This window comes from Pseudomonas sp. SWRI68 (genome assembly GCF_014269165.1).
Taxonomy (GTDB): domain Bacteria; phylum Pseudomonadota; class Gammaproteobacteria; order Pseudomonadales; family Pseudomonadaceae; genus Aquipseudomonas; species Aquipseudomonas capeferrum.
In genome coordinates, this window is record NZ_JABWRU010000006.1 from 261936 (window position 1) to 280283 (window position 18348).

Genomic DNA, 18348 nt, shown 5'->3' on the forward strand with positions numbered 1-18348 from the left:
GAACCAAATCAAGAAGATGCTGGCCGTACCAGCAGCCGTATTCGCCCTCTGGGCAATGAGCGCAACCGCTGCAACCAATGACGACATCGCCAAGCGCCTAGAGCCGGTGGGCCAGGTGTGCGTCCAGGGCCAGGAGTGCAAGGGCATGGAGGTGGCCGCTGCGGCGGATGGCGGCGCTGCCAAGACGCCGGACGACATCATCGCCAAGCACTGCAATGCCTGCCATGGCACCGGCTTGCTGGGCGCACCGAAAATCGGCGATACCGCCGCGTGGAAGGAACGTGCCGACCACCAGGGCGGCCTGGATGGCATCCTGGCCAAGGCCATTACCGGTATCAATGCCATGCCGCCGAAGGGCACCTGTGCCGATTGCTCGGATGATGACCTGATGGGTGCGATCAAGAAGATGTCGGGGTTGTAAGCAGCCGCTCAATTGCATGAGGCCCGCCTTTGATGGCGGGCTTTGTATATGTGCAGCCAGTGCCGGCAACCAACCCGCTGAACCCCATGTCCAACCCCTGACCCCATGGAAGACTCAGGAGGCCAAGATGCACCTCTGCTCCATCGATCAGGCAGTCGACCAGGCGCTGTCGCGCCTGCCGGCCCACATTCACATGGGCCTGCCGCTGGGCCTTGGCAAACCCAACGCCTTCGTCAATGCGCTGTACGCCCGAGTGCGCGAACTGCCCGAGCGCCAGCTGACGATCTACACCGCCTTGTCCCTTGGCCGTCCACCCTTGGGCGACGGCTTGCAGCGGCGCTTCCTCGAGCCCTTCATCGAGCGTGTGTTCGCCGATTACGAAGACCTCACCTACCTCGCCGACTTGCGCAACGACCAACTGCCGCCGAACATCCGCGTCGAGCAGTTCTTCATGCAGCCCGGCAGCCTGCTGCACAGCGAGAGCGCCCAGCAGGACTACGTCAGCAGCAACTACAGCCACGCCGCCCGCGATATCAACGCCAAGGGCCTTAACCTGATTGCCCAGCTGGTGGCCGCCACGCCAGAAAAGCCCGTGCACCTGAGCTTGGCCTGTAACCCCGACATCACCCTCGACCTGCTGCCGATGATCGCCAAGCGCCGCGCGGCCGGTGAAACCATTCTCATGCTTGGCCAGGTGCATGCCGAGCTGCCCTACATGCCGGGTGACTCGGAGCTGAGCATCGACGCATTCGACCTGCTGATCGATGAGGTGGAGCAACGCCGGCTGTTCTCCACGCCGAACATGCCGGTCACCACCCAGGACCATTGCATCGGCCTGCACGCCAGCACCCTGGTGCGTGATGGCGGCACCTTGCAGATAGGCATCGGCGCCATGGGCGATGCCGTGGCCGCTGCGCTGTTAGCGCGCCAGGGCGACAATGCGGGCTATCGGGCATTGATGGATGAACTGGATGTTGCCCCTTGGCAAACCCTGATCCAGCGGGAAGGGGGGCTGGATGCCTTCGCCCAAGGCCTCTACGGATGCAGTGAAATGTTCGTCAACGGCCTGCTGGCGCTGGCTGAGGCGGGCGTGGTGCGGCGCCCGGCAGACGAGCAGGGCGTACTGGTGCATGGCGGTTTTTTCCTCGGCCCACGGGCGTTCTACCAACGCTTGCGGGACATGCCGCTGGAGCAGCGCGCACGGTTTGCCATGACGCGTATCAGCTTCATCAATGAGCTGTATGGCCAGGAAGAACTGAAGCGCCGCCAGCGCCGGGATGCGCGGTTCATCAATACGGTATTCACCATGACCCTGCTGGGCGCGGGGGTGGCCGACCAGCTGGAGGATGGCCGTGTGCTCAGCGGCGTGGGCGGGCAGTACAACTTCGTCGCCCAAGGCCACGCGCTGGAGGGCGGGCGATCGATACTGCTGTTACGTAGCTGGCGCGAGGCGGCGGGCGAGGTCAGCTCGAACCTGCTCTGGGCCTACGGCCACTGCACCATCCCCAGGCACCTGCGCGATATCGTGGTGACCGAGTACGGCATCGCCGACCTGCGCGGGCAGACCGACAGTGAAGTGATTGCGCGGTTGTTGGCGGTCAGTGATTCGAGGTTCCAGGGCGAGCTGATCGAACAGGCCAAGAAGGCCGGCAAGTTGGCCAGGGATTTCCAGCTGGAAGCACGCTTTACCGACAACACGCCAGAGCGCCTTGAGGCCATCCGGGCGCGCCATGCAGGGCTGTTTCCGGAGTATCCGCTGGGCACCGATTTCACGGCCGAAGAGCGTGACTTGCTGCGGGCGTTGAACTGGCTGAAGAGCAAGTTCAGGTTGAGCGAGGTACTGGGGCTGGGCAAGGCAGCGCTTGATGCGCCGGGGCCGGAGGGGTATGCGGCGCAGTTGGCGCGCATGGGGTTGGGGGATCCCCAAGGGCTGAAGGAAGAAATCTATCAGCGGTTATTGCTGGCGGGTTTGGCGGCGACCCGATAATTGTCGGGGCCGCAGAGCGGCCCTTTTGCGACGCAAGGCCGCTCCTGCAGGCTCGCGCGATCTGCTTCACCTATAGGAGCGGCCCCAACGGCGATCACTCGATGAAGCTGACCACACCACCTGCCAGCGACTTCACCCGCGCCAGCGATTCAACGCGGTAGCCCTGGCTGTCCAGCTCGGCACGGCCGCCCTGGAACGACTTCTCGATGACGATACCCAGCCCGGCCACCGTGGCGCCAGCTTGCTTGATAATCGAGATCAGTGCCTGCGACGCCTTGCCGTTGGCCAGGAAGTCATCGATCACCAGCACGCGGTCGCTGCTGTTGAGATGACGCGGCGAGATGGCCACGGTGTTCTCGGTCTGCTTGGTGAAGGAGTACACCGAGGCAGTCAGCAGGTTCTCGGTCAGGGTCAGCGACTGGTGCTTGCGCGCAAAGATCACCGGCACGCCCAGCTTCAGGCCCGTCATCACTGCCGGGGCAATGCCCGAGGCTTCGATGGTGACGATCTTGGTCACGCCGGCGTCGGCGAACAGGCGGGCGAACTCGTCACCGATCAGCTGCATCAGTGCAGGGTCGATCTGGTGGTTGAGAAACGCGTCGACTTTGAGAACCTGATCGGAAAGCACGATGCCTTCTTCGCGAATCTTCTGATGCAGTGCTTCCACTGTGGTTTTCCTCGATGTAGCAAAGGTGGCCGCAACAGCGGCAACGGTTAAAGAGTAAGGGTTGATCAGCGTTTGAGCATCGCCCGAATATCGGCCAGTGCGTTGTTGCCACGCGCAGCTTTGACTTCGACTGGCGCATCGTCCAGGCCTTCCCAGGCCAGGTCGTCCGGCGGCAGTTCGTCGAGGAACCGGCTCGGTGTGCAGTCGATGATCTCGCCGTACTGCTTGCGCTTGGCCGCAAAGGTGAAGGCCAGGGTCTGGCGCGCGCGGGTGATGCCCACGTAGGCCAGGCGGCGTTCTTCTTCGATGGTGTCGGCTTCGATGCTGGAGCGGTGCGGGAGGATCTCTTCTTCCATGCCCATGATGAACACGTAAGGGAATTCCAGCCCCTTGGAGGCATGCAGGGTCATCATCTGCACGCCTTCGGCGTTTTCTTCCTCTTCCTGCTGGCGCTCGAGCATGTCGCGCAGCACCAGCTTGCCGATGGCGTCCTCGATGGTCATGTCACCCTCTTCGTCCTTCTCGAGGGTGTTTTTCAGCGCTTCGACCAGGAACCAGACGTTGCTGATACGGAACTCCGCCGCCTTGTCGCTGGCGGTTTGCTGGCGGATCCAGTTCTCGTAGTCGATGTCGCGGATCATTTCGTGCAGCGCGGCGATCGGGTCGTCCAGCGCCACCTTGTGGCGCACACCGTCCAGCCAATGCTTGAAGCGCTGCAGGCGCTCGGTGTAACGGGCGTCCAGGTGCTCGCCCAGGCCCATCTCCTCGCTGGCGGCGTACATCGAGATACCGCGTTCGGTCGAATAGTTACCGAGCTTTTCCAGGGTCGTGGAGCCGATTTCCCGTCGCGGCACGTTGATGACCCGCAGGTAGGCGTTGTCGTCGTCGGGGTTCACCAGCAGGCGCAGGTAGGCCATGAGGTCCTTGACCTCCTGGCGGCCGAAGAAGCTGTTGCCGCCGGACAGGCGATACGGCACCTGGTGGTGCTGCAGCTTGAGTTCGATCAGCTTGGCCTGGTAGTTGCCGCGGTAGAGGATGGCGAAGTCGCTGTACGGGCGGTTGGTGCGCAGGTGCAGGGTGAGGATTTCCATGGCCACCCGCTCGGCCTCGGCTTCCTCGTTCTTGCAACGGATCACACGGATCTCGTCGCCCACGCCCATCTCGCTCCACAGCTGCTTTTCGAACGCGTGCGGGTTGTTGGCGATCAGCACGTTGGCGCAGCGCAGGATGCGGCTGGTGGAGCGGTAGTTCTGCTCCAGCATGACGATTTTAAGGGAGGGGTAGTCCTCCTTGAGCAGCATCAGGTTCTCGGGCCGCGCACCGCGCCAGGCGTAGATCGACTGGTCGTCGTCGCCGACCACGGTGAACTGGTTGCGCATGCCGATCAGCATTTTCACCAGCAGGTACTGGCTGGCGTTGGTGTCCTGGTATTCGTCGACCAGCAGGTAGCGCACGCGGTTCTGCCAGCGCTCCAGCACCTCGGGGTGTTCCTGGAACAGCTTGACCGGCTGCAGGATCAGGTCGTCGAAGTCCACCGCGTTGAACGCCTTGAGCGTGCGCTGGTAGTGGGTATAGACGATGGCGGCGGTCTGCTCGCGCGGGTTGCGAGCCTTTTCCAGGGCCTCGGGGGGGAGGATCAAGTCGTTCTTCCAGGCACCGATCATGTTCTTGATCTCGTCGATGCCGTCGTCGCCGGAATACTCTTTCTGCATGATGTCCGACAGCAGTGCCTTGATGTCGGACTCGTCGAAGATCGAAAAACCAGGCTTGTAGCCCAGGCGCTCATGCTCCTTGCGGATGATGTTCAAGCCCAGGTTGTGGAAGGTGCACACGGTCAGGCCGCGGCCTTCCCCCGGCCGCAGCAGGGTGGCGACCCGCTCTTTCATCTCGCGCGCGGCCTTGTTGGTGAAGGTCATCGCCACGATGTACTGGGCACGGATGCCGCAGTTCTGGATGAGGTGGGCAATCTTGCGCGTGATCACGCTGGTCTTGCCGGAACCTGCACCGGCGAGCACCAAAAGAGGGCCGCCAACGTAGTCTCGGGCTTCCTGTTGCCGGGGATTGAGTCGGGACATGCTAGAAACCGGGGGTCGCCAGAAAATAGCCGCGCATTCTAACAGGCATGGGCCGGTTATGGCGCGACCGTCTGACGTCTGAGTCAGACTTTTGTCTGCGCATAAGCATTAGTCAGGCTCATGCTATTCATTGAAAAAATCGTATTTGCCGGTTGGGCTGGTTTCGCGCAGGATGCACGACAAAATGCGTCGGGGTGTACGTGTCTAAAAATGGAAATCATTTTCATTAATGCAGTAGCATACCTGGCCTCTGCCGCTGCCCCGTCCAAGCCCTAAGGAGCCCGCTTGTCCACGCCTGTCGAACCTCTGCGTTTGCTGCTGTTGGCTGATGAGCCGGAATGGGCCGTGCTGTTGCGTGAGTGCCTGCAGGCCCTTGGCGGCAGCGCAGTGTTGTTGACCGCACCTGACTGGGAGTCGGTCGACAGCCTGTTCAGCCATGACCGCCAGGCCGTGGTCCTGGCCACACCGGCCCTGCAGCCTGCCCCTGGGCGCTGCGAACTGCCCACCATCGTGCTGCTCGATCACGAGCCGGAGGTGGCGCCCGGCGGGGTCAGCGACTGGCTGGTGCGCGACCATCTCAATGCTGATACCTTGCGCCGCTCGCTGCGCCATGTGCGCGAGCGCGGCGTGCTGGTGGCCACCTTGCAACGCCTGGCCGAGCAGGACCCACTGACCGGCATCGCCAACCGCCAGGGGTTTCAGGCCTTGCTGACGGCGCGCCTGGCAGAAGGTGATGGCCGTGGCCTGGCCCTCGGCCACCTCGACCTGGACAACTTCCGCCACGTCAACGACGCCCTCGGCCACCAGAGCGGCGACCGCCTTATCCTGCAGGTGGTGCTGCGGCTCAAGCAGCAACTGGAAGCCGGTGACCTGGTGGCGCGACTGGGCAGCGACGAATTCGCCCTGCTGATCGATACCCGCCGTGACCCGAACCGGGCCGAGTGGATGGCCGAACGCATCATCGAGGCCTTGGCCGAGCCCTACTGGATCGACGGCGAAAGCCTGCTGCTCGGCTGCAGCCTGGGCCTGGCGCATGCCCGCGCGCAGAGCGGTGCCGACCCCCTGATGTGGCATGCGCATATCGCCATGCGCCAGGCCAAGGGCAGCCAAGGCTGTACCTTTCATGTCTTCAATGAACGCATCAACTGCAACGCCCGCAGCCTTGCCGACCTGGAAAGCGAGCTGCGCCGGGCCCTGCGCCGTGACGAGCTGGAGCTGCACTACCAGCCACGGCTGAACCTGGCCGATGGGCGTATTGTCGGCCTGGAGGCGTTGGTGCGCTGGCGCCATGCCGAACGCGGCCTGTTGCCGCCCAGCGAGTTCGTGCCGCTGGCCGAGCAGAGCGGGCTGATCGTGCCGCTGGGCTACTGGGTGATATCGCGCGCGCTGCGTGACATGCAGGCGCTGTGCGAGCATGGCCTGGCGCCGTTGCACATGGCAGTGAACCTGAGCTTTCGCCAGTTTCAGGACAGCCAGCTACTGACGACCCTGAGCCGGTTGATCATCGAACACGGGGTCGATGCCCGCTGGCTGGAGTTCGAGCTGACCGAGACGGCGGTCATGCGTCGCAACGAGCTGGTACGCCAGACCATGGATGCCCTGGGGCGCCTGGGCGTGCGTTTTTCCCTGGATGATTTCGGCACGGGGTTCTCATCGTTCGTGCACCTGAACAGCCTGCCGATCGCGTTGCTCAAGGTCGATCGCAGCTTTGTTGCCGAAATGGAAATGCGCGAAGAGAACCGCAAGCTGGTGCACGCGATGATCAACCTGGCGCACAACCTCAACCTTGAGGTGGTGGCCGAGGGGGTCGAGAGCGAGGCACAGATGGCCTTGCTGCGTGAGTTCGGCTGTGACCAGGTGCAGGGGTTTCTGGTCAGCAAGCCGCTGCCGGTAGGGGAGTTGATGGCGTTTTTGCAGGAAGGTGGCAAGCCGCACCTGGTCAGCGTGTGAAATAGCCGGGGAGGGCAACGCGCCCCCCCCGGGCATTCAGGCCGACACCGCTGCCTGGCTGCCAGCCCCGGCCTTGCGCAGCAACCGCTTCATCCGCCATTCAAAGCCAAAGGTCAGCGCCACTGCCGCGCAGGCCAGCCCCAGCGCCAGCCCCCACCAGATCCCGACCGCGCCGCCACCCAGGTTGAAGGCGAACAGCCAGGCGCTGGGTGCACCCACTAGCCAATAGCAGCACAGCCCGATCAGGAAGGTGGTCTTGGCATCCTTCAAACCACGGATCGAGCCCATGGCGATGGTCTGCATGCCATCGAACAGTTCGAACCACGCCGCCACCATCACCAGTTGCACGGCCAAGTGGTAGATGGCCGCGAACGCCGGGTCGTTTCGGTCGATGAACAACCCCACCAAGGCATCCGGCAACAGCCAGAACAGCGCGGCGAAGGCGAACATGATCATCCCGCCGAAACCGATGCCCACCCGGCCTGCGCTGCGGGCGGCGAGCAGGTTGCCGCCGCCGTAGTACAAGCCCACGCGCATGGTCACGGCATAGGACAGCCCGGTCGGCACCATGAACGCCGTCGAAACGATCTGCAGCGCGATCTGATGCGCCGCCAGTTCCGTGCTGCCGAGCACGCCCATGCACAGCGCGGCAAAGGCAAACAGGCCGACCTCGACCATGTACGTGCCGCCAATCGGCAGGCCCAACCGCCACAACTCGCGCAGGGCCGGCAGCGAAGGGCGCGACAGGCCCTTGCGCAGCGGGTAGGCGGCATAGGCCGAATGCCAGCGGATGTACAGTGCCAGGGCAATGGCCATGCCCATCGACACCACCGCAGTGACCAGGCCGATGCCCATCAGGCCCAGCTTGGGCAGGCCGAACATGCCTTCGATCATCGCGACGTTGAGCAGGTAGTTGAGCACCGTGCCAATCACGCTGATGACCATCACCGGCGTCGAGCGGCCGAGGGCGCTGGTGAACCCGCGCAAGGCCATGAAGGTCAGGTAGCTGGGCAGGGCCAGCGGCAGCAGGGTGAGAAACTCGGCTGCCGAGGCGACGTTGTCCGGCTGCTGGCCGAACATCAGCAATACCGGCTCCAGGTTCCACAGCGCCAGCGCCGCGACCAGCGCCAGGCCCCAGGCCAGCCACAAGCCGTTCTGGGCCAGGCGGGTGACGCCTTCGATGTCGTTGGCGCCCTTGCGGATGGCCACCAGCGTGCCGACGGCGGCGATCACGCCCAGGCAGAAAATCGACACGAACGAGTAGCTGGCAGCGCCCAGGCCACCGCCGGCCAGTGCTTGTGGGCTGATGCGGGCCATCATCAGGGTGTCGGTCAGCACCATCAGCATGTGCGCCAACTGCGAGGCGATCAGCGGCCCGGCCAGGCGCAGCAAAGCCTTGAGTTCGGTGGTGGGCGCTACATGCATGTGAGTAGTCCTTCTTCCTGATTCTGTGAGCAAGGGGCGAGTCTGAGGCTTTGGTCAACTTTGCACAAAAGGATAAAAGCGATCATTGGCATGAGTCTGACTCATGGGTATATGCTGCGGTCGATCGGTTTCACAGCCCCGTATGGCAGGTGCCTCATGTCTCGTCAGCTCCCTCCGTTGTATGCCTTGCGCGCATTCGAAGCCGCTGCCCGGCTGAGCTCCTTCACCCGCGCCGGCGAAGAGCTGTCCATTACCCAGAGTGCTGTCAGCCGCCATATACGCACCCTTGAGCAGCACTTCGCCTGCCGCTTGTTCGTGCGCAGCGGCCGCAGCCTGCAACTGACCGAAGCGGCAAGGCTATTGCTGCCCGGCGTGCGCGAAGGCTTCACTGCGCTGGAGCGGGCGTGCGATACCTTGCGCGGTGAAGATGACATCCTGCGCATGAAAGCGCCCTCTACCCTGACCATGCGCTGGTTGCTGGCGCGCCTGAGCCGCTTTCGTCACCTGCAGCCGGGTAATGAAGTGCAACTGACCAGTGCCTGGATGGACGTCGACCATGTCGATTTCAACCAGGAGCCTTTCGATTGCGCAGTGTTGCTCAGCGATGGCGTGTTCCCGGCTCATTGGGAGGTGCGCCGGTTGTTTCCCGAACTGCTGATCCCAGTGGGCGCCCCGGACCTGCTCGACGACGCACCGTGGGACGAGCATCGGCTGGCCTGCTTCGAGTTGTTGCACCCGACGGTGGACAAGCGCGACTGGCGAGAGTGGCTGCAGCGCATGGGGCTTGGCGACAAGGTCTCGCTCAAGGGCGGCCAGGTGTTCGACACCCTGGAGTTGGGCATGATCGCGGCGGCGCGTGGCTATGGGATATCCATGGGCGATTTGCTGATGGTGGCCGAGGATGTGGCGCAGAGGCGCCTGAGCCTGCCCTGGCCGACGGCGGTACCCAGCGGCATGGACTATTACCTGGTGTGGCCGCGTACCCGGCCGGGCGGCGAGCGGCTGCGGCGGTTGAGCGCGTTTCTGCACGACGAGGTGGCGGCCATGGACCTGCCGAAGGTGGAAATCCTGCCGGCGATTGGGCCGCAGCGCGACCCAATGCACCCCTGAGCCTTACATCGAGCCCAGGTTCAACGCCTGCGCACAGGCCTGCAACGAGCGGCGCTCGCTTTGCGCATACAAGGCCAGTTCATCCTGCACCTTCAGCCCCAGTGCGGCCTCGAAGGCCTCACGGTTAGCGTTGCTGCCGTAGTCTGCCTGCGCATCATCGCCCAGGTTGGACTGGAAGATCCCTGCCGCGCTCACCGGCAGGAAGTCTTCATACACCAGCGCCTCGTAGTGCACATGCCCTGCCTCGATCAGCCCCTGCAGGGTGGTCGGGCGCTCGCGCTGATCGCGTGCGGCCAGGCCTTTTTCGGTGGCAAAGTAACGGAAGTACGCCAGGCCTTGCTCGCGCATCTGCGCCAGGTCATCCGGGAATTCCGCGAAGGTCTGGCTCAACAGTGCCTTGTAACGCTCGGCATTGGCTTCGGCGGGGGCACCGCCCAAGGCCGCGCGCGTGGCATCAAGCAACTTGTCGTAAAGCTGGCGGCCCTTCGGCGTCAGCGCCGCACCGCGCTGTTCGATCTCGCCGAAACGTGCGGTGTGGCTGCCCTCGCTGCCTTGCTGGTCACAGAAGGCGACCTTCTCCTGCAGTGCCTTGAAGCTGGTCTGGCGCAGCAGGATCGGGTGACGACGGGTGGGCGGGCCTTCGACCACGGCTTTTGGCGGGATGCCCTTGGCCGGCATGCCGACCTGGATCGCGTCGATGTCCAGGGTGCGCGGGGTGAGGTGGTTGATGTGCGGGCCTTTGAAGGCAACTACATCGGCGATCAAACGGTGCTGGTCGTGCAGTTGCTGGTACTGCTCGGCGGTTACCGTGGCGTCGTGGTGCCAGCGGAAGGTGTGCAACGCTTCCTGTACGAAGGCTTCGGCGTCGGCCGCGCTCAGGCCGCCGTCACGTTCGCACTGCTCGATCAGTTCAAGCACGCGCGGGGTGAAGATCTCGCGTTTGGCCAGGATGCCCTGCGCCAGCTCACGCAGCTGTGGGTTGTCGATCAGTTCCAGGCGCAGCAGCGAGGTGAACACACGGAACGGGCTGACATGCAGCGATTGCTCGTGCACGGCGCGAAATGCCGTGGAGTGCACCGGTACGCCCGCCGAGCTGAGGTCGTAGTAGCCGACGGGCTCCATGCCCATCACTGCGAACAGTTTGGCGATGGTGGCCAGCTCTTCGGCGGTGCCGACACGGATGGCGCCGTGGCGCTCCTGGTCTAGGCGTTCGATTTCGCCGGTCCAGCGCAGCGCTTCGGCCACTTTGGGTTGCTGGGCCATGACCTGCTGGTTGATTTCGCTCACCAGCTCCAGCAACGTGCCGTACAGCGGCACTTCCTGTTTGTACATGAGCGACATGGCGGCAGAGAACTGCGCGCGGATGCTGTCTGGGCTGACGAAATCGTGGGCGGGCATCGCTAGCTTCCTGGTTAGGTTCGGACGCTTACATGAAAGCTGGGAATGCACATGGCTCACAAGCGAAAAAAAGTGGGTGTGTCATTCCTTTTTTGATCGACCTAAGGGCCGCAAAGCGGCCCCGGCACGCTCAACGCTGCAACTGCTCGCGCACCCACTCCACCAACGCCCGCACCTTGGGCACTTCCGCTGCATGCTCGGCATACGCCAGGTAATGCGCCCCAGTACTGCGCATCGCATGATTCCACGGAATGACCAGGCTCCCTTCATTCAATTCCTTGGCCACTAGGTACTGCGGCACCAACGCCACCCCACACCCCGCCTGCGCGGCGCTCAAGGCCATGTAGAAGGTATCGAACCGCGGCCCGTGGTAGCTGCTGACACTGTGCAGCCCCAGTTCGAGAAACCACTCATGCCACGCTTCCGGCCGCGATGTGCTCTGCAGCAGCACCAGTTCGGCCAGCTCTCCCGCATCGGCCAGGGCCCGCCCGGCCAAAAGCTCCGGCGCGCATACCGGTACCACCTCTTCGCGGAACAGCTCTACGCAGGTCGCCCCCGGCCAGGTGCCCTGCCCATAGAAGAACACCACGTCCGCCGAGCCTTGCAGCAAGGCGAACGGCTCCATCTCGTTGCGGATGTCCAGGTGGATATTGCTGTGGCGTTTGCCAAACCCCTTGAGGTGGGGGATCAACCAACGCACGCCAAAACTCGGTTGAGTGGCTACCTTCAATATCTCGGTCTGCTCGCCATAGGTCAGGACGTAGCGGCTGGAGATGTCGACCTGGGTGAGGATCTTGTTGACCTCGGCCAGGTACAGGCTGCCGGCTGGCGTCAGTTGCAGGCGGCGGCGAATGCGCAGAAACAGGTGGTGGCGCAGCATGTCTTCGAGCTGCGCCACCTGCTTGCTGACCGCGCTCTGGGTCAGGTGCAGCTCTTCGGCGGCACGGGTGAAGCTTAAATGACGGGCTGCGGCTTCAAAGCACTGCAGGGCGGTCATGGAGGGCACCAGGCGTTTGGACATAGCGGTCTCTGCGGCTCAAATCATTACCTGACGGAATGATATGCGGAATAAAGGTCGTTTGTTGCACTGGTGTGATCGGATTAATACTGATCCACATCATTTTTCCACCCCATCACCGATGTAGGAGATGCACCAATGGTTGCTGGATTGCTCGAGCGTCTTGGCGTTGCCGCCGAGGCTTACACCCAGGGCGACTACCCTGTTCACACGCCGATCGACGGCAGCCAGATCGCCTCGGTGAAGCTGCTCGGCAAGGCCGAGACCATCGCCCGCATCGATCAGGCCCACAGCGCCTTCGAAGCCTGGCGCAGCGTACCGGCCCCACGCCGTGGCGAGCTGGTCCGCCTGTTCGGCGAAGTGCTGCGTGAGCACAAGGCCGACCTCGGCGAGCTGGTTTCGATCGAAGCCGGCAAGATTACCCAGGAAGGCCTGGGCGAAGTCCAGGAAATGATCGACATCTGCGACTTCGCCGTCGGCCTGTCGCGTCAACTGTACGGCCTGACCATCGCCTCCGAGCGCCCGGGCCACCACATGCGTGAAAGCTGGCACCCGCTGGGCGTGGTTGGCGTGATCAGCGCCTTCAACTTCCCGGTGGCCGTCTGGGCCTGGAACACCGCACTGGCCCTGGTGGCCGGTAACTCGGTGGTGTGGAAGCCGTCGGAAAAGACCCCACTGACCGCCCTGGCCTGCCAGGCGCTGTTCGAAAAAGCCCTGAAAGCCTTTGGCGATGCACCGGCTGGCCTGGCGCAACTGGTCATCGGTGGCCGTGAAGCGGGCGAAGCCATGGTCGACGACCTGCGTGTGCCGCTGGTCAGCGCTACCGGCAGTACCCGCATGGGCCGTGAAGTCGGCCCACGTGTCGCTGCCCGCTTCGGCCGCAGCATCCTCGAACTGGGTGGCAACAACGCCATGATCCTGGCGCCGAGCGCGGACCTGGACCTGGCCGTGCGTGGCATCCTGTTCTCGGCCGTCGGTACTGCCGGCCAGCGTTGCACCACCTTGCGCCGCCTGATCGTGCACCGTTCGATCAAGGACGAAGTGGTTGCCCGCGTCAAAGCCGCCTACGCCAAGGTGCGTATCGGTGACCCACGCAAGGACAACCTGGTGGGCCCGCTGATCGACAAGCTGTCGTTCGATGCCATGCAGGGCGCGCTGGCCAAGGCCCGCGACGAAGGCGGCCAGGTGTTTGGCGGCGAGCGTCAGCTGGCTGACCAGTACCCGAATGCCTACTACGTATCCCCGGCCATCGCCGAGATGCCGGCCCAGAGCGACGTAGTGCGCCACGAAACCTTCGCGCCGATCCTGTACGTGCTGGCCTACGACGACTTCGAAGAGGCCCTGCGCCTGAATAACGAAGTGCCACAGGGCCTGTCCTCGTGCATCTTCACCACCGACATCCGTGAAGCCGAGCGCTTCCAGAGTGCCTCGGGCAGCGACTGCGGCATCGCCAACGTCAACATCGGCACCAGCGGCGCCGAGATCGGCGGTGCGTTTGGTGGCGAGAAGGAGACCGGCGGTGGCCGTGAGTCCGGTTCGGATGCCTGGAAAGGCTACATGCGCCGCCAGACCAACACCGTCAACTACTCGCGCGAGCTGCCGCTGGCGCAGGGTATCGTGTTCGACTGATGCTGCATGGCCGGGGGCGATGCCCCCGGTTCGCGGGGCAAGCCCGCTCCCACAGAAATCATGCACACAACGCGATCTCTGTGGGAGCGGGCTTGCCTGCGAATGGGCCGCAAAGCGGCGCCAAAACACGAGATGCACCCGCAATAAGAACAACACTGCTGGAGCCGGCCATGTCCGAACTGCGTCAACAATGCTTGTGGGAATTCGTCAGCAAACCCACCGTCGCCGCCCAGGCCCTGGCCGGTGAGCACAAGGCCGATGTCTGTGTCATCGGTGGCGGCATCACCGGCCTGTCCGCAGCCATCCACCTGCTGGAACAGGGCAAGTCGGTGATTCTGCTGGAGGCTTGGCAGATCGGCCACGGAGGCTCCGGACGTAACGTCGGCCTGGTCAACGCGGGCACCTGGATCCGCCCCGACGATGTCGAGGCGACCCTCGGCCAGAAGCAGGGCAGCCGCTTGAACAAGGTGCTCGGCGAGGCACCCGGCGAGGTCTTCGCCATGATCGAGCGCCTTGGCATCGACTGCCAGGCCCAGCACAAAGGCACGCTGCACATGGCGCACAACGCCACCGGCATCGCCGACCTCGAAGCCCGCCATGAACAGTGGCGCCGGCGAGGGGCTGATGTGGAGCTGCTGACCGGCGCCCAATGCCAGGAATACTGCGGTACCAACAAAATTTCCGCCGCGCTGCTCGACCGCCGCGCCGGCACCATCAACCCCATGGGTTACACCCAAGGCCTGGCCGCTGCGGTCTCGCGCCTGGGTGGCAAAGTGTTCCAGCAGTCGTCCGTCGAGGGCCTGGAGCGCGAGGGTGATGGCTGGCGAGTGAAGACCGCGCGCGGCTCGGTGCGCGCCGACAAGGTGGTGATGTCCACCGGTGCCTACACTGAAGGCGACTGGAGCAACCTGCAGAAGCAGTTCTTCCGCGGTTACTACTACCAGGTGGCGTCCAAGCCGCTGCAGGGCGCCGCCGCCGACAAGGTGCTGCCGCATGGCCAAGGCTCCTGGGACACCCGCACTGTGCTCAGCAGCATCCGCCGTGACGACCAGGGCCGCCTGCTGCTTGGCAGCCTGGGCCGGGTCGACAACAAGCCGGCCTGGTTCGTGCGCAGTTGGGCGGACCGGATCCAGAGCCATTACTACCCGGAGCTGGGCAAGGTCGAGTGGGAGATGCACTGGACTGGCTGCATCGATTTCACCCCCGACCACCTGATGCGGCTGTTCGAGCCGGCGCCTGGGTTGGTCGCGGTGACCGGTTACAACGGGCGCGGCAACACCACCGGGACCGTGATCGGCCGGGCGTTTGCCGAGTTCCTGCTCAAGGGTGAGGCGGACAGCTTGCCGATTCCGTTCTCGCCGATGACCGGGGTGAGTGCGCCGTCGTTGCGCACGGCGTTCTATGAGTCCGGGTTCTCGCTGTACCACGCGGGGCAGTGTTTGAGAGTGGTGTTGTAAGGTACTGCTACGGTTCTGTAGGAGCGGCCTTGCGTCGCGAAAGGGCTGCGCAGCGGCCCCAAGTTCTATGGCGCAGCAAAAATCGCCGGGGCCGCTGCGCGACCCTTTCGCGACGCAAGGCCGCTCCTACAATCAGCGCCAATTCAGGGGCTCAGGTCATTTGTGCAACCAGCTGAGGAAGCCGCCCTTCTTGATCAGGGTCGGCTTCTGCAGCAGTAGCGACTCCCGGCTCTGGCGCCGGAACCGCTGCAACTTGCTTAACGCCGTCTGTACCTCGCCGCGCTGCACCAGGCAGCTCTTCACCTGTTCCTTGTCGATGCGGTAAAGCACGCAGCTGGTCAGCGTGCGGAATTCAGCGAAGCCGTCGTCCTCGTCGAGGATGCCCTCGATTCCCAGTACCTCCCCAGGCCCCATGCGCCCAGCCTCCAGCAACTTGTCGCCGTCGCGGACCGACGCCGAAACCACGCCGCTGCCAATCACCAACAGATGCTCCGAGCGTTCGCCCACCCCCAGGATCACCTGGTCGGCCAGGTACTCTACCGCGGTCATGCGCTGGCTCAGCGCATCGCGTTCGTCATCGCTCAGCGAACGGAACACCCGCACCTCGTCCAGTACTTCGCGCTGGCGGCTGCGTGGCGGCATGGCCAGGTCGACGTTCCACATCACGCCACTGGCCTCAAGGTGCCGGTGGGCCAGGTCGAACAGCTGATTGCGCGCTTCGGTCTTGCCGCCCATGTCGGCAATGAAACCACTGGCCTCGTATTCCACCGACTCCAGGGTCGAGGCCTTCACGGTGACTTTCGGCTTGGGCGAGGCCAGTATCGCGCGGGTGCCCTGCAAGGCCTTCTCCAGCGCATCGAACACCCGCTTCGGCCGCACCTTGGCCGGCACCACCACGCTGATCGATACACCGTGCACATCGGCCGGGCGGCTGTGGTTGAGCAGCTTGGCCTTGGCCGCCACCGAGTTGGGGATCACCGCCAGGCTGCCGGACCCGGTCAGCAGGCGGGTGGCGCGCCAGTCGATGTCCAGTACCTTGCCTTCGGTGCCATCGATGGAGATCGCATCGCCGATCTGATAGGGCCGTGTGGTGTTCAGCACGATGCCGCTGAACACATCGGCCAAGGTGCTTTGCAATGCCAGGCCGATAACGATGGCCATCACCCCGGAGGTGGCCAGCAGCCCCTTCACCGGCAGCTGCATTACGTAGCCTGCCGCCGCCACCACCGCCGCCAGGAATATCAGCGCTCCCAGCACATCCTGCAGCAACCGCCCGCCATGGCTGCCGCGCGCCACCAGCAGCAGGCCGAACACCACGGTCACCGTGCGCGCGCCGAACAGCCACCAGCCGATCGTCAGCACCGTGGCCATCAGGTTGCGCGACACGTCATCGGGCCATGGCGGTGGTTGCAACGGGCTCATGCCGGCGGCCAGCAGCACCGAGCTGAACAGCAGGAAGATCACCAGCCGCGCGCCGATACGCCAGGCCCGGCGCTGGAGGGGGATCAGTTGCCAGAGCACGAGGTCGAGCAGGATCAGGGCGCAGCCGAGCAGCAACGGGGAAGACTGGATAAAGGCCAGCATGGTGGTCTCGGGATGAGGGGAGGGCTGTGGGTAGTAATAGAGCAGGTTGGTTCGCCAGGCAATGAATGGCCATTGCCGCAGCGGTCGAAGGCGTTGGGTGCGGACTCGTTCCGCAAACAAGCCAGCAAAACCATTGCCAACTTATCGTTCACAAAATAGAACGCTAAAGCCAAAAACAGCTATCTACCGCTCCAAAGGTGATGGTTTTAATCTTCTCCCATCAACGCGAAACACCCAAATCACTGAAGATCAAAACCCTTAGGAGCAACGACCATGACCCCATTCAAATACAACCGCCTGAACAAAGACGACGCTGCCGTGCTGCTGGTCGACCACCAGGCTGGCCTGCTGTCCCTGGTGCGTGACATCGAGCCGGACGCCTTCAAGAACAACGTGCTGGCCCTGGCCGACCTGGCCAAGTTCTTCAACCTGCCAACCATCCTCACCACCAGCTTCGAGCAAGGCCCCAACGGCCCGCTGGTACCCGAGCTGAAAGCGCTGTTCCCGGACGCGCCCTACATCGCCCGCCCAGGCCAGATCAACGCCTGGGACAACGAAGACTTCGTCAAGGCCGTGAAGGCCACCGGCAAGAAGCAACTGATCATCGCCGGTGTCGTGACTGAGGTGTGCGTAGCCTTCCCGGCCCTGGCAGCCCTGGAAGAAGAATTCGAGGTGTTCGTGGTGACCGATGCGTCCGGCACCTTCAACGCCATGACCCGCGACGCCGCCCATGACCGCATGAGCCGTGCCGGTGCGCAACTGATGACCTGGTTCGGCGTGGCCTGTGAGCTACACCGCGACTGGCGCAACGATGTCGAAGGCCTGGCGGCGCTGTGCTCCAACCACATCCCGGACTACCGCAACCTGATGAGCAGCTACAACGCCTTCAACGCCGGCAAGTAACCCGCCACGCCCCCGGGCACCGCCAGTCGGTGCCCGGCAAGGGCAGCACACCCATGCAATCTTCCGCCCGTTCGCCGTTGCACAGTGGATGCGGGCCAGCTCATCCCAAGGAACGCCGATGAACACCGCACTCCAAGACAACCGCAACGTGGTTACGCTGGTCATCCAGCACAAGGTTCGCACCGAAGCATTGGCAGGCTACGAAGCCTGGCTCAAGCACACGGTCAGCGCCGCACGCCGCCAACCCGGACACCTCGATGTCAACGTGATCCGCCCGGAAGACGGTGGCCGCCACTTCACCACCGTGGTGCGCTTCAGCGACGCCAGCCTGTTGCAGGCCTGGGTCAACTCCACCGAGCGCCAGACGCTGGTCAGCCAGGTGCTGCCGTTGCTGGAGGAGGGTGACAACACCCAGGTCCACGACGACCCGGAGTTCTGGTTCACCCCGCCGAGCACCACCGCGAAGCAACCGCCGCGCTGGAAGCAGGCACTGCTGACCTACCTGGTGATCTGCCCGATGACCATGATCATCCCGCAACTGCTGGCGCCGTTGTTCGCCCGCGTCCCGCAGCTGGGTGGCCCGATCACCGGCAACCTGATCGTCAACCTGTTCGTCATCCTGCCCGTGGTGTTCTACATCATGCCGTGGGTAACCCGCCGCTGCGCCAACTGGCTGCGTGGCTGAGCCAGACCCACCCCCCCACCCAAAAATGATTTCTAGGTG

Annotated in this window: 14 protein-coding genes; 8 read left to right on the forward strand and 6 right to left on the reverse strand. The window is 63.9% G+C overall.

Features of this window, described 5'->3' with window-relative positions:
- Positions 1-16: 16 nt before the first annotated feature.
- Complete coding sequence (locus HU770_RS12195; RefSeq protein ID WP_186663737.1) at positions 17-421, forward strand: c-type cytochrome; 405 nt, start codon at positions 17-19, stop codon at positions 419-421.
- Between the two features lie 127 nt (positions 422-548).
- Complete coding sequence (locus HU770_RS12200) at positions 549-2408, forward strand: acetyl-CoA hydrolase/transferase family protein (protein ID WP_186657514.1); 1860 nt, start codon at positions 549-551, stop codon at positions 2406-2408.
- 94 nt (positions 2409-2502) lie between these two features.
- On the opposite strand, the gene HU770_RS12205 is transcribed toward HU770_RS12200, so the two are convergent.
- Both HU770_RS12205 and rep read right to left on the reverse strand, forming a co-directional pair.
- Positions 2503-3075: a xanthine phosphoribosyltransferase gene (locus tag HU770_RS12205; protein ID WP_033702269.1), complete on the reverse strand. Its 573-nt coding sequence runs from the start codon at positions 3073-3075 to the stop codon at positions 2503-2505.
- 65 nt (positions 3076-3140) lie between these two features.
- Positions 3141-5150 (reverse strand): DNA helicase Rep, encoded by a 2010-nt coding sequence (rep, locus tag HU770_RS12210; RefSeq protein WP_033702267.1) that lies wholly within the window; start codon positions 5148-5150, stop codon positions 3141-3143.
- Positions 5151-5435: 285 nt separating this feature from the next.
- Between rep and HU770_RS12215 the strand changes: the two genes are divergently transcribed.
- Positions 5436-7100, forward strand: a complete 1665-nt coding sequence (locus HU770_RS12215; protein ID WP_186657517.1) for a bifunctional diguanylate cyclase/phosphodiesterase — start codon at positions 5436-5438, stop codon at positions 7098-7100.
- A gap of 36 nt (positions 7101-7136) precedes the next feature.
- On the opposite strand, the gene HU770_RS12220 is transcribed toward HU770_RS12215, so the two are convergent.
- On the reverse strand, positions 7137-8525 hold the full coding sequence (locus HU770_RS12220; RefSeq protein WP_186663731.1) for a NorM family multidrug efflux MATE transporter: 1389 nt from the start codon (positions 8523-8525) through the stop codon (positions 7137-7139).
- A 156-nt stretch (positions 8526-8681) separates the two neighbouring features.
- Here HU770_RS12220 and HU770_RS12225 point away from each other — a divergent pair, with 156 nt between their 5' ends.
- The gene (locus HU770_RS12225; RefSeq protein ID WP_186657520.1) at positions 8682-9635 is read left to right on the forward strand and encodes a LysR substrate-binding domain-containing protein; all 954 of its coding nucleotides are present in this window, start codon (positions 8682-8684) and stop codon (positions 9633-9635) included.
- Between the two features lie 3 nt (positions 9636-9638).
- On the opposite strand, the gene HU770_RS12230 is transcribed toward HU770_RS12225, so the two are convergent.
- Both HU770_RS12230 and HU770_RS12235 read right to left on the reverse strand, forming a co-directional pair.
- The gene (locus HU770_RS12230; protein ID WP_033702261.1) at positions 9639-11033 is read right to left on the reverse strand and encodes a VOC family protein; all 1395 of its coding nucleotides are present in this window, start codon (positions 11031-11033) and stop codon (positions 9639-9641) included.
- 130 nt (positions 11034-11163) lie between these two features.
- On the reverse strand, positions 11164-12054 hold the full coding sequence (locus HU770_RS12235; protein WP_186663732.1) for a LysR family transcriptional regulator: 891 nt from the start codon (positions 12052-12054) through the stop codon (positions 11164-11166).
- A 135-nt stretch (positions 12055-12189) separates the two neighbouring features.
- On the opposite strand from HU770_RS12235, the gene HU770_RS12240 reads away from it, so the two are divergent.
- Together HU770_RS12240 and HU770_RS12245 are read left to right on the forward strand one after the other, a co-directional pair.
- Positions 12190-13680 carry an aldehyde dehydrogenase family protein gene (locus tag HU770_RS12240; protein WP_186663733.1) on the forward strand — a complete coding sequence of 497 codons (1491 nt, stop codon included), beginning with the start codon at positions 12190-12192 and terminating at the stop codon, positions 13678-13680.
- A 170-nt stretch (positions 13681-13850) separates the two neighbouring features.
- On the forward strand, positions 13851-15137 hold the full coding sequence (locus HU770_RS12245; RefSeq protein WP_186663734.1) for an FAD-binding oxidoreductase: 1287 nt from the start codon (positions 13851-13853) through the stop codon (positions 15135-15137).
- Positions 15138-15293: 156 nt separating this feature from the next.
- On the opposite strand, the gene HU770_RS12250 is transcribed toward HU770_RS12245, so the two are convergent.
- Positions 15294-16721, reverse strand: coding sequence for a mechanosensitive ion channel family protein (locus HU770_RS12250; protein ID WP_186663735.1), 1428 nt, complete (start codon positions 16719-16721; stop codon positions 15294-15296).
- Between the two features lie 273 nt (positions 16722-16994).
- On the opposite strand from HU770_RS12250, the gene ycaC reads away from it, so the two are divergent.
- Together ycaC and HU770_RS12260 are read left to right on the forward strand one after the other, a co-directional pair.
- Positions 16995-17624, forward strand: coding sequence for an isochorismate family cysteine hydrolase YcaC (gene ycaC / locus HU770_RS12255; RefSeq protein WP_033702251.1), 630 nt, complete (start codon positions 16995-16997; stop codon positions 17622-17624).
- Positions 17625-17742: 118 nt separating this feature from the next.
- Positions 17743-18309 (forward strand): antibiotic biosynthesis monooxygenase, encoded by a 567-nt coding sequence (locus HU770_RS12260; RefSeq protein ID WP_186663736.1) that lies wholly within the window; start codon positions 17743-17745, stop codon positions 18307-18309.
- The last annotated feature ends 39 nt before the right edge of the window (positions 18310-18348 follow it).

Bases quoted from the DNA above. Each gene is read 5' to 3' on its own strand.
- HU770_RS12195 (WP_186663737.1), top strand. From the start codon at position 17: ATGCTGGCCGTACCAGCAGCCGTATTCGCCCTCTGGGCAATGAGCGCA.
- HU770_RS12200 (WP_186657514.1), top strand. From the start codon at position 549: ATGCACCTCTGCTCCATCGATCAGGCAGTCGACCAGGCGCTGTCGCGC.
- rep (WP_033702267.1), bottom strand. From the start codon at position 5,150: ATGTCCCGACTCAATCCCCGGCAACAGGAAGCCCGAGACTACGTTGGC.
- HU770_RS12220 (WP_186663731.1), bottom strand. From the start codon at position 8,525: ATGCATGTAGCGCCCACCACCGAACTCAAGGCTTTGCTGCGCCTGGCC.
- HU770_RS12225 (WP_186657520.1), top strand. From the start codon at position 8,682: ATGTCTCGTCAGCTCCCTCCGTTGTATGCCTTGCGCGCATTCGAAGCC.
- HU770_RS12230 (WP_033702261.1), bottom strand. From the start codon at position 11,033: ATGCCCGCCCACGATTTCGTCAGCCCAGACAGCATCCGCGCGCAGTTC.
- HU770_RS12235 (WP_186663732.1), bottom strand. From the start codon at position 12,054: ATGTCCAAACGCCTGGTGCCCTCCATGACCGCCCTGCAGTGCTTTGAA.
- HU770_RS12240 (WP_186663733.1), top strand. From the start codon at position 12,190: ATGGTTGCTGGATTGCTCGAGCGTCTTGGCGTTGCCGCCGAGGCTTAC.
- HU770_RS12245 (WP_186663734.1), top strand. From the start codon at position 13,851: ATGTCCGAACTGCGTCAACAATGCTTGTGGGAATTCGTCAGCAAACCC.
- HU770_RS12250 (WP_186663735.1), bottom strand. From the start codon at position 16,721: ATGCTGGCCTTTATCCAGTCTTCCCCGTTGCTGCTCGGCTGCGCCCTG.
- ycaC (WP_033702251.1), top strand. From the start codon at position 16,995: ATGACCCCATTCAAATACAACCGCCTGAACAAAGACGACGCTGCCGTG.
- HU770_RS12260 (WP_186663736.1), top strand. From the start codon at position 17,743: ATGAACACCGCACTCCAAGACAACCGCAACGTGGTTACGCTGGTCATC.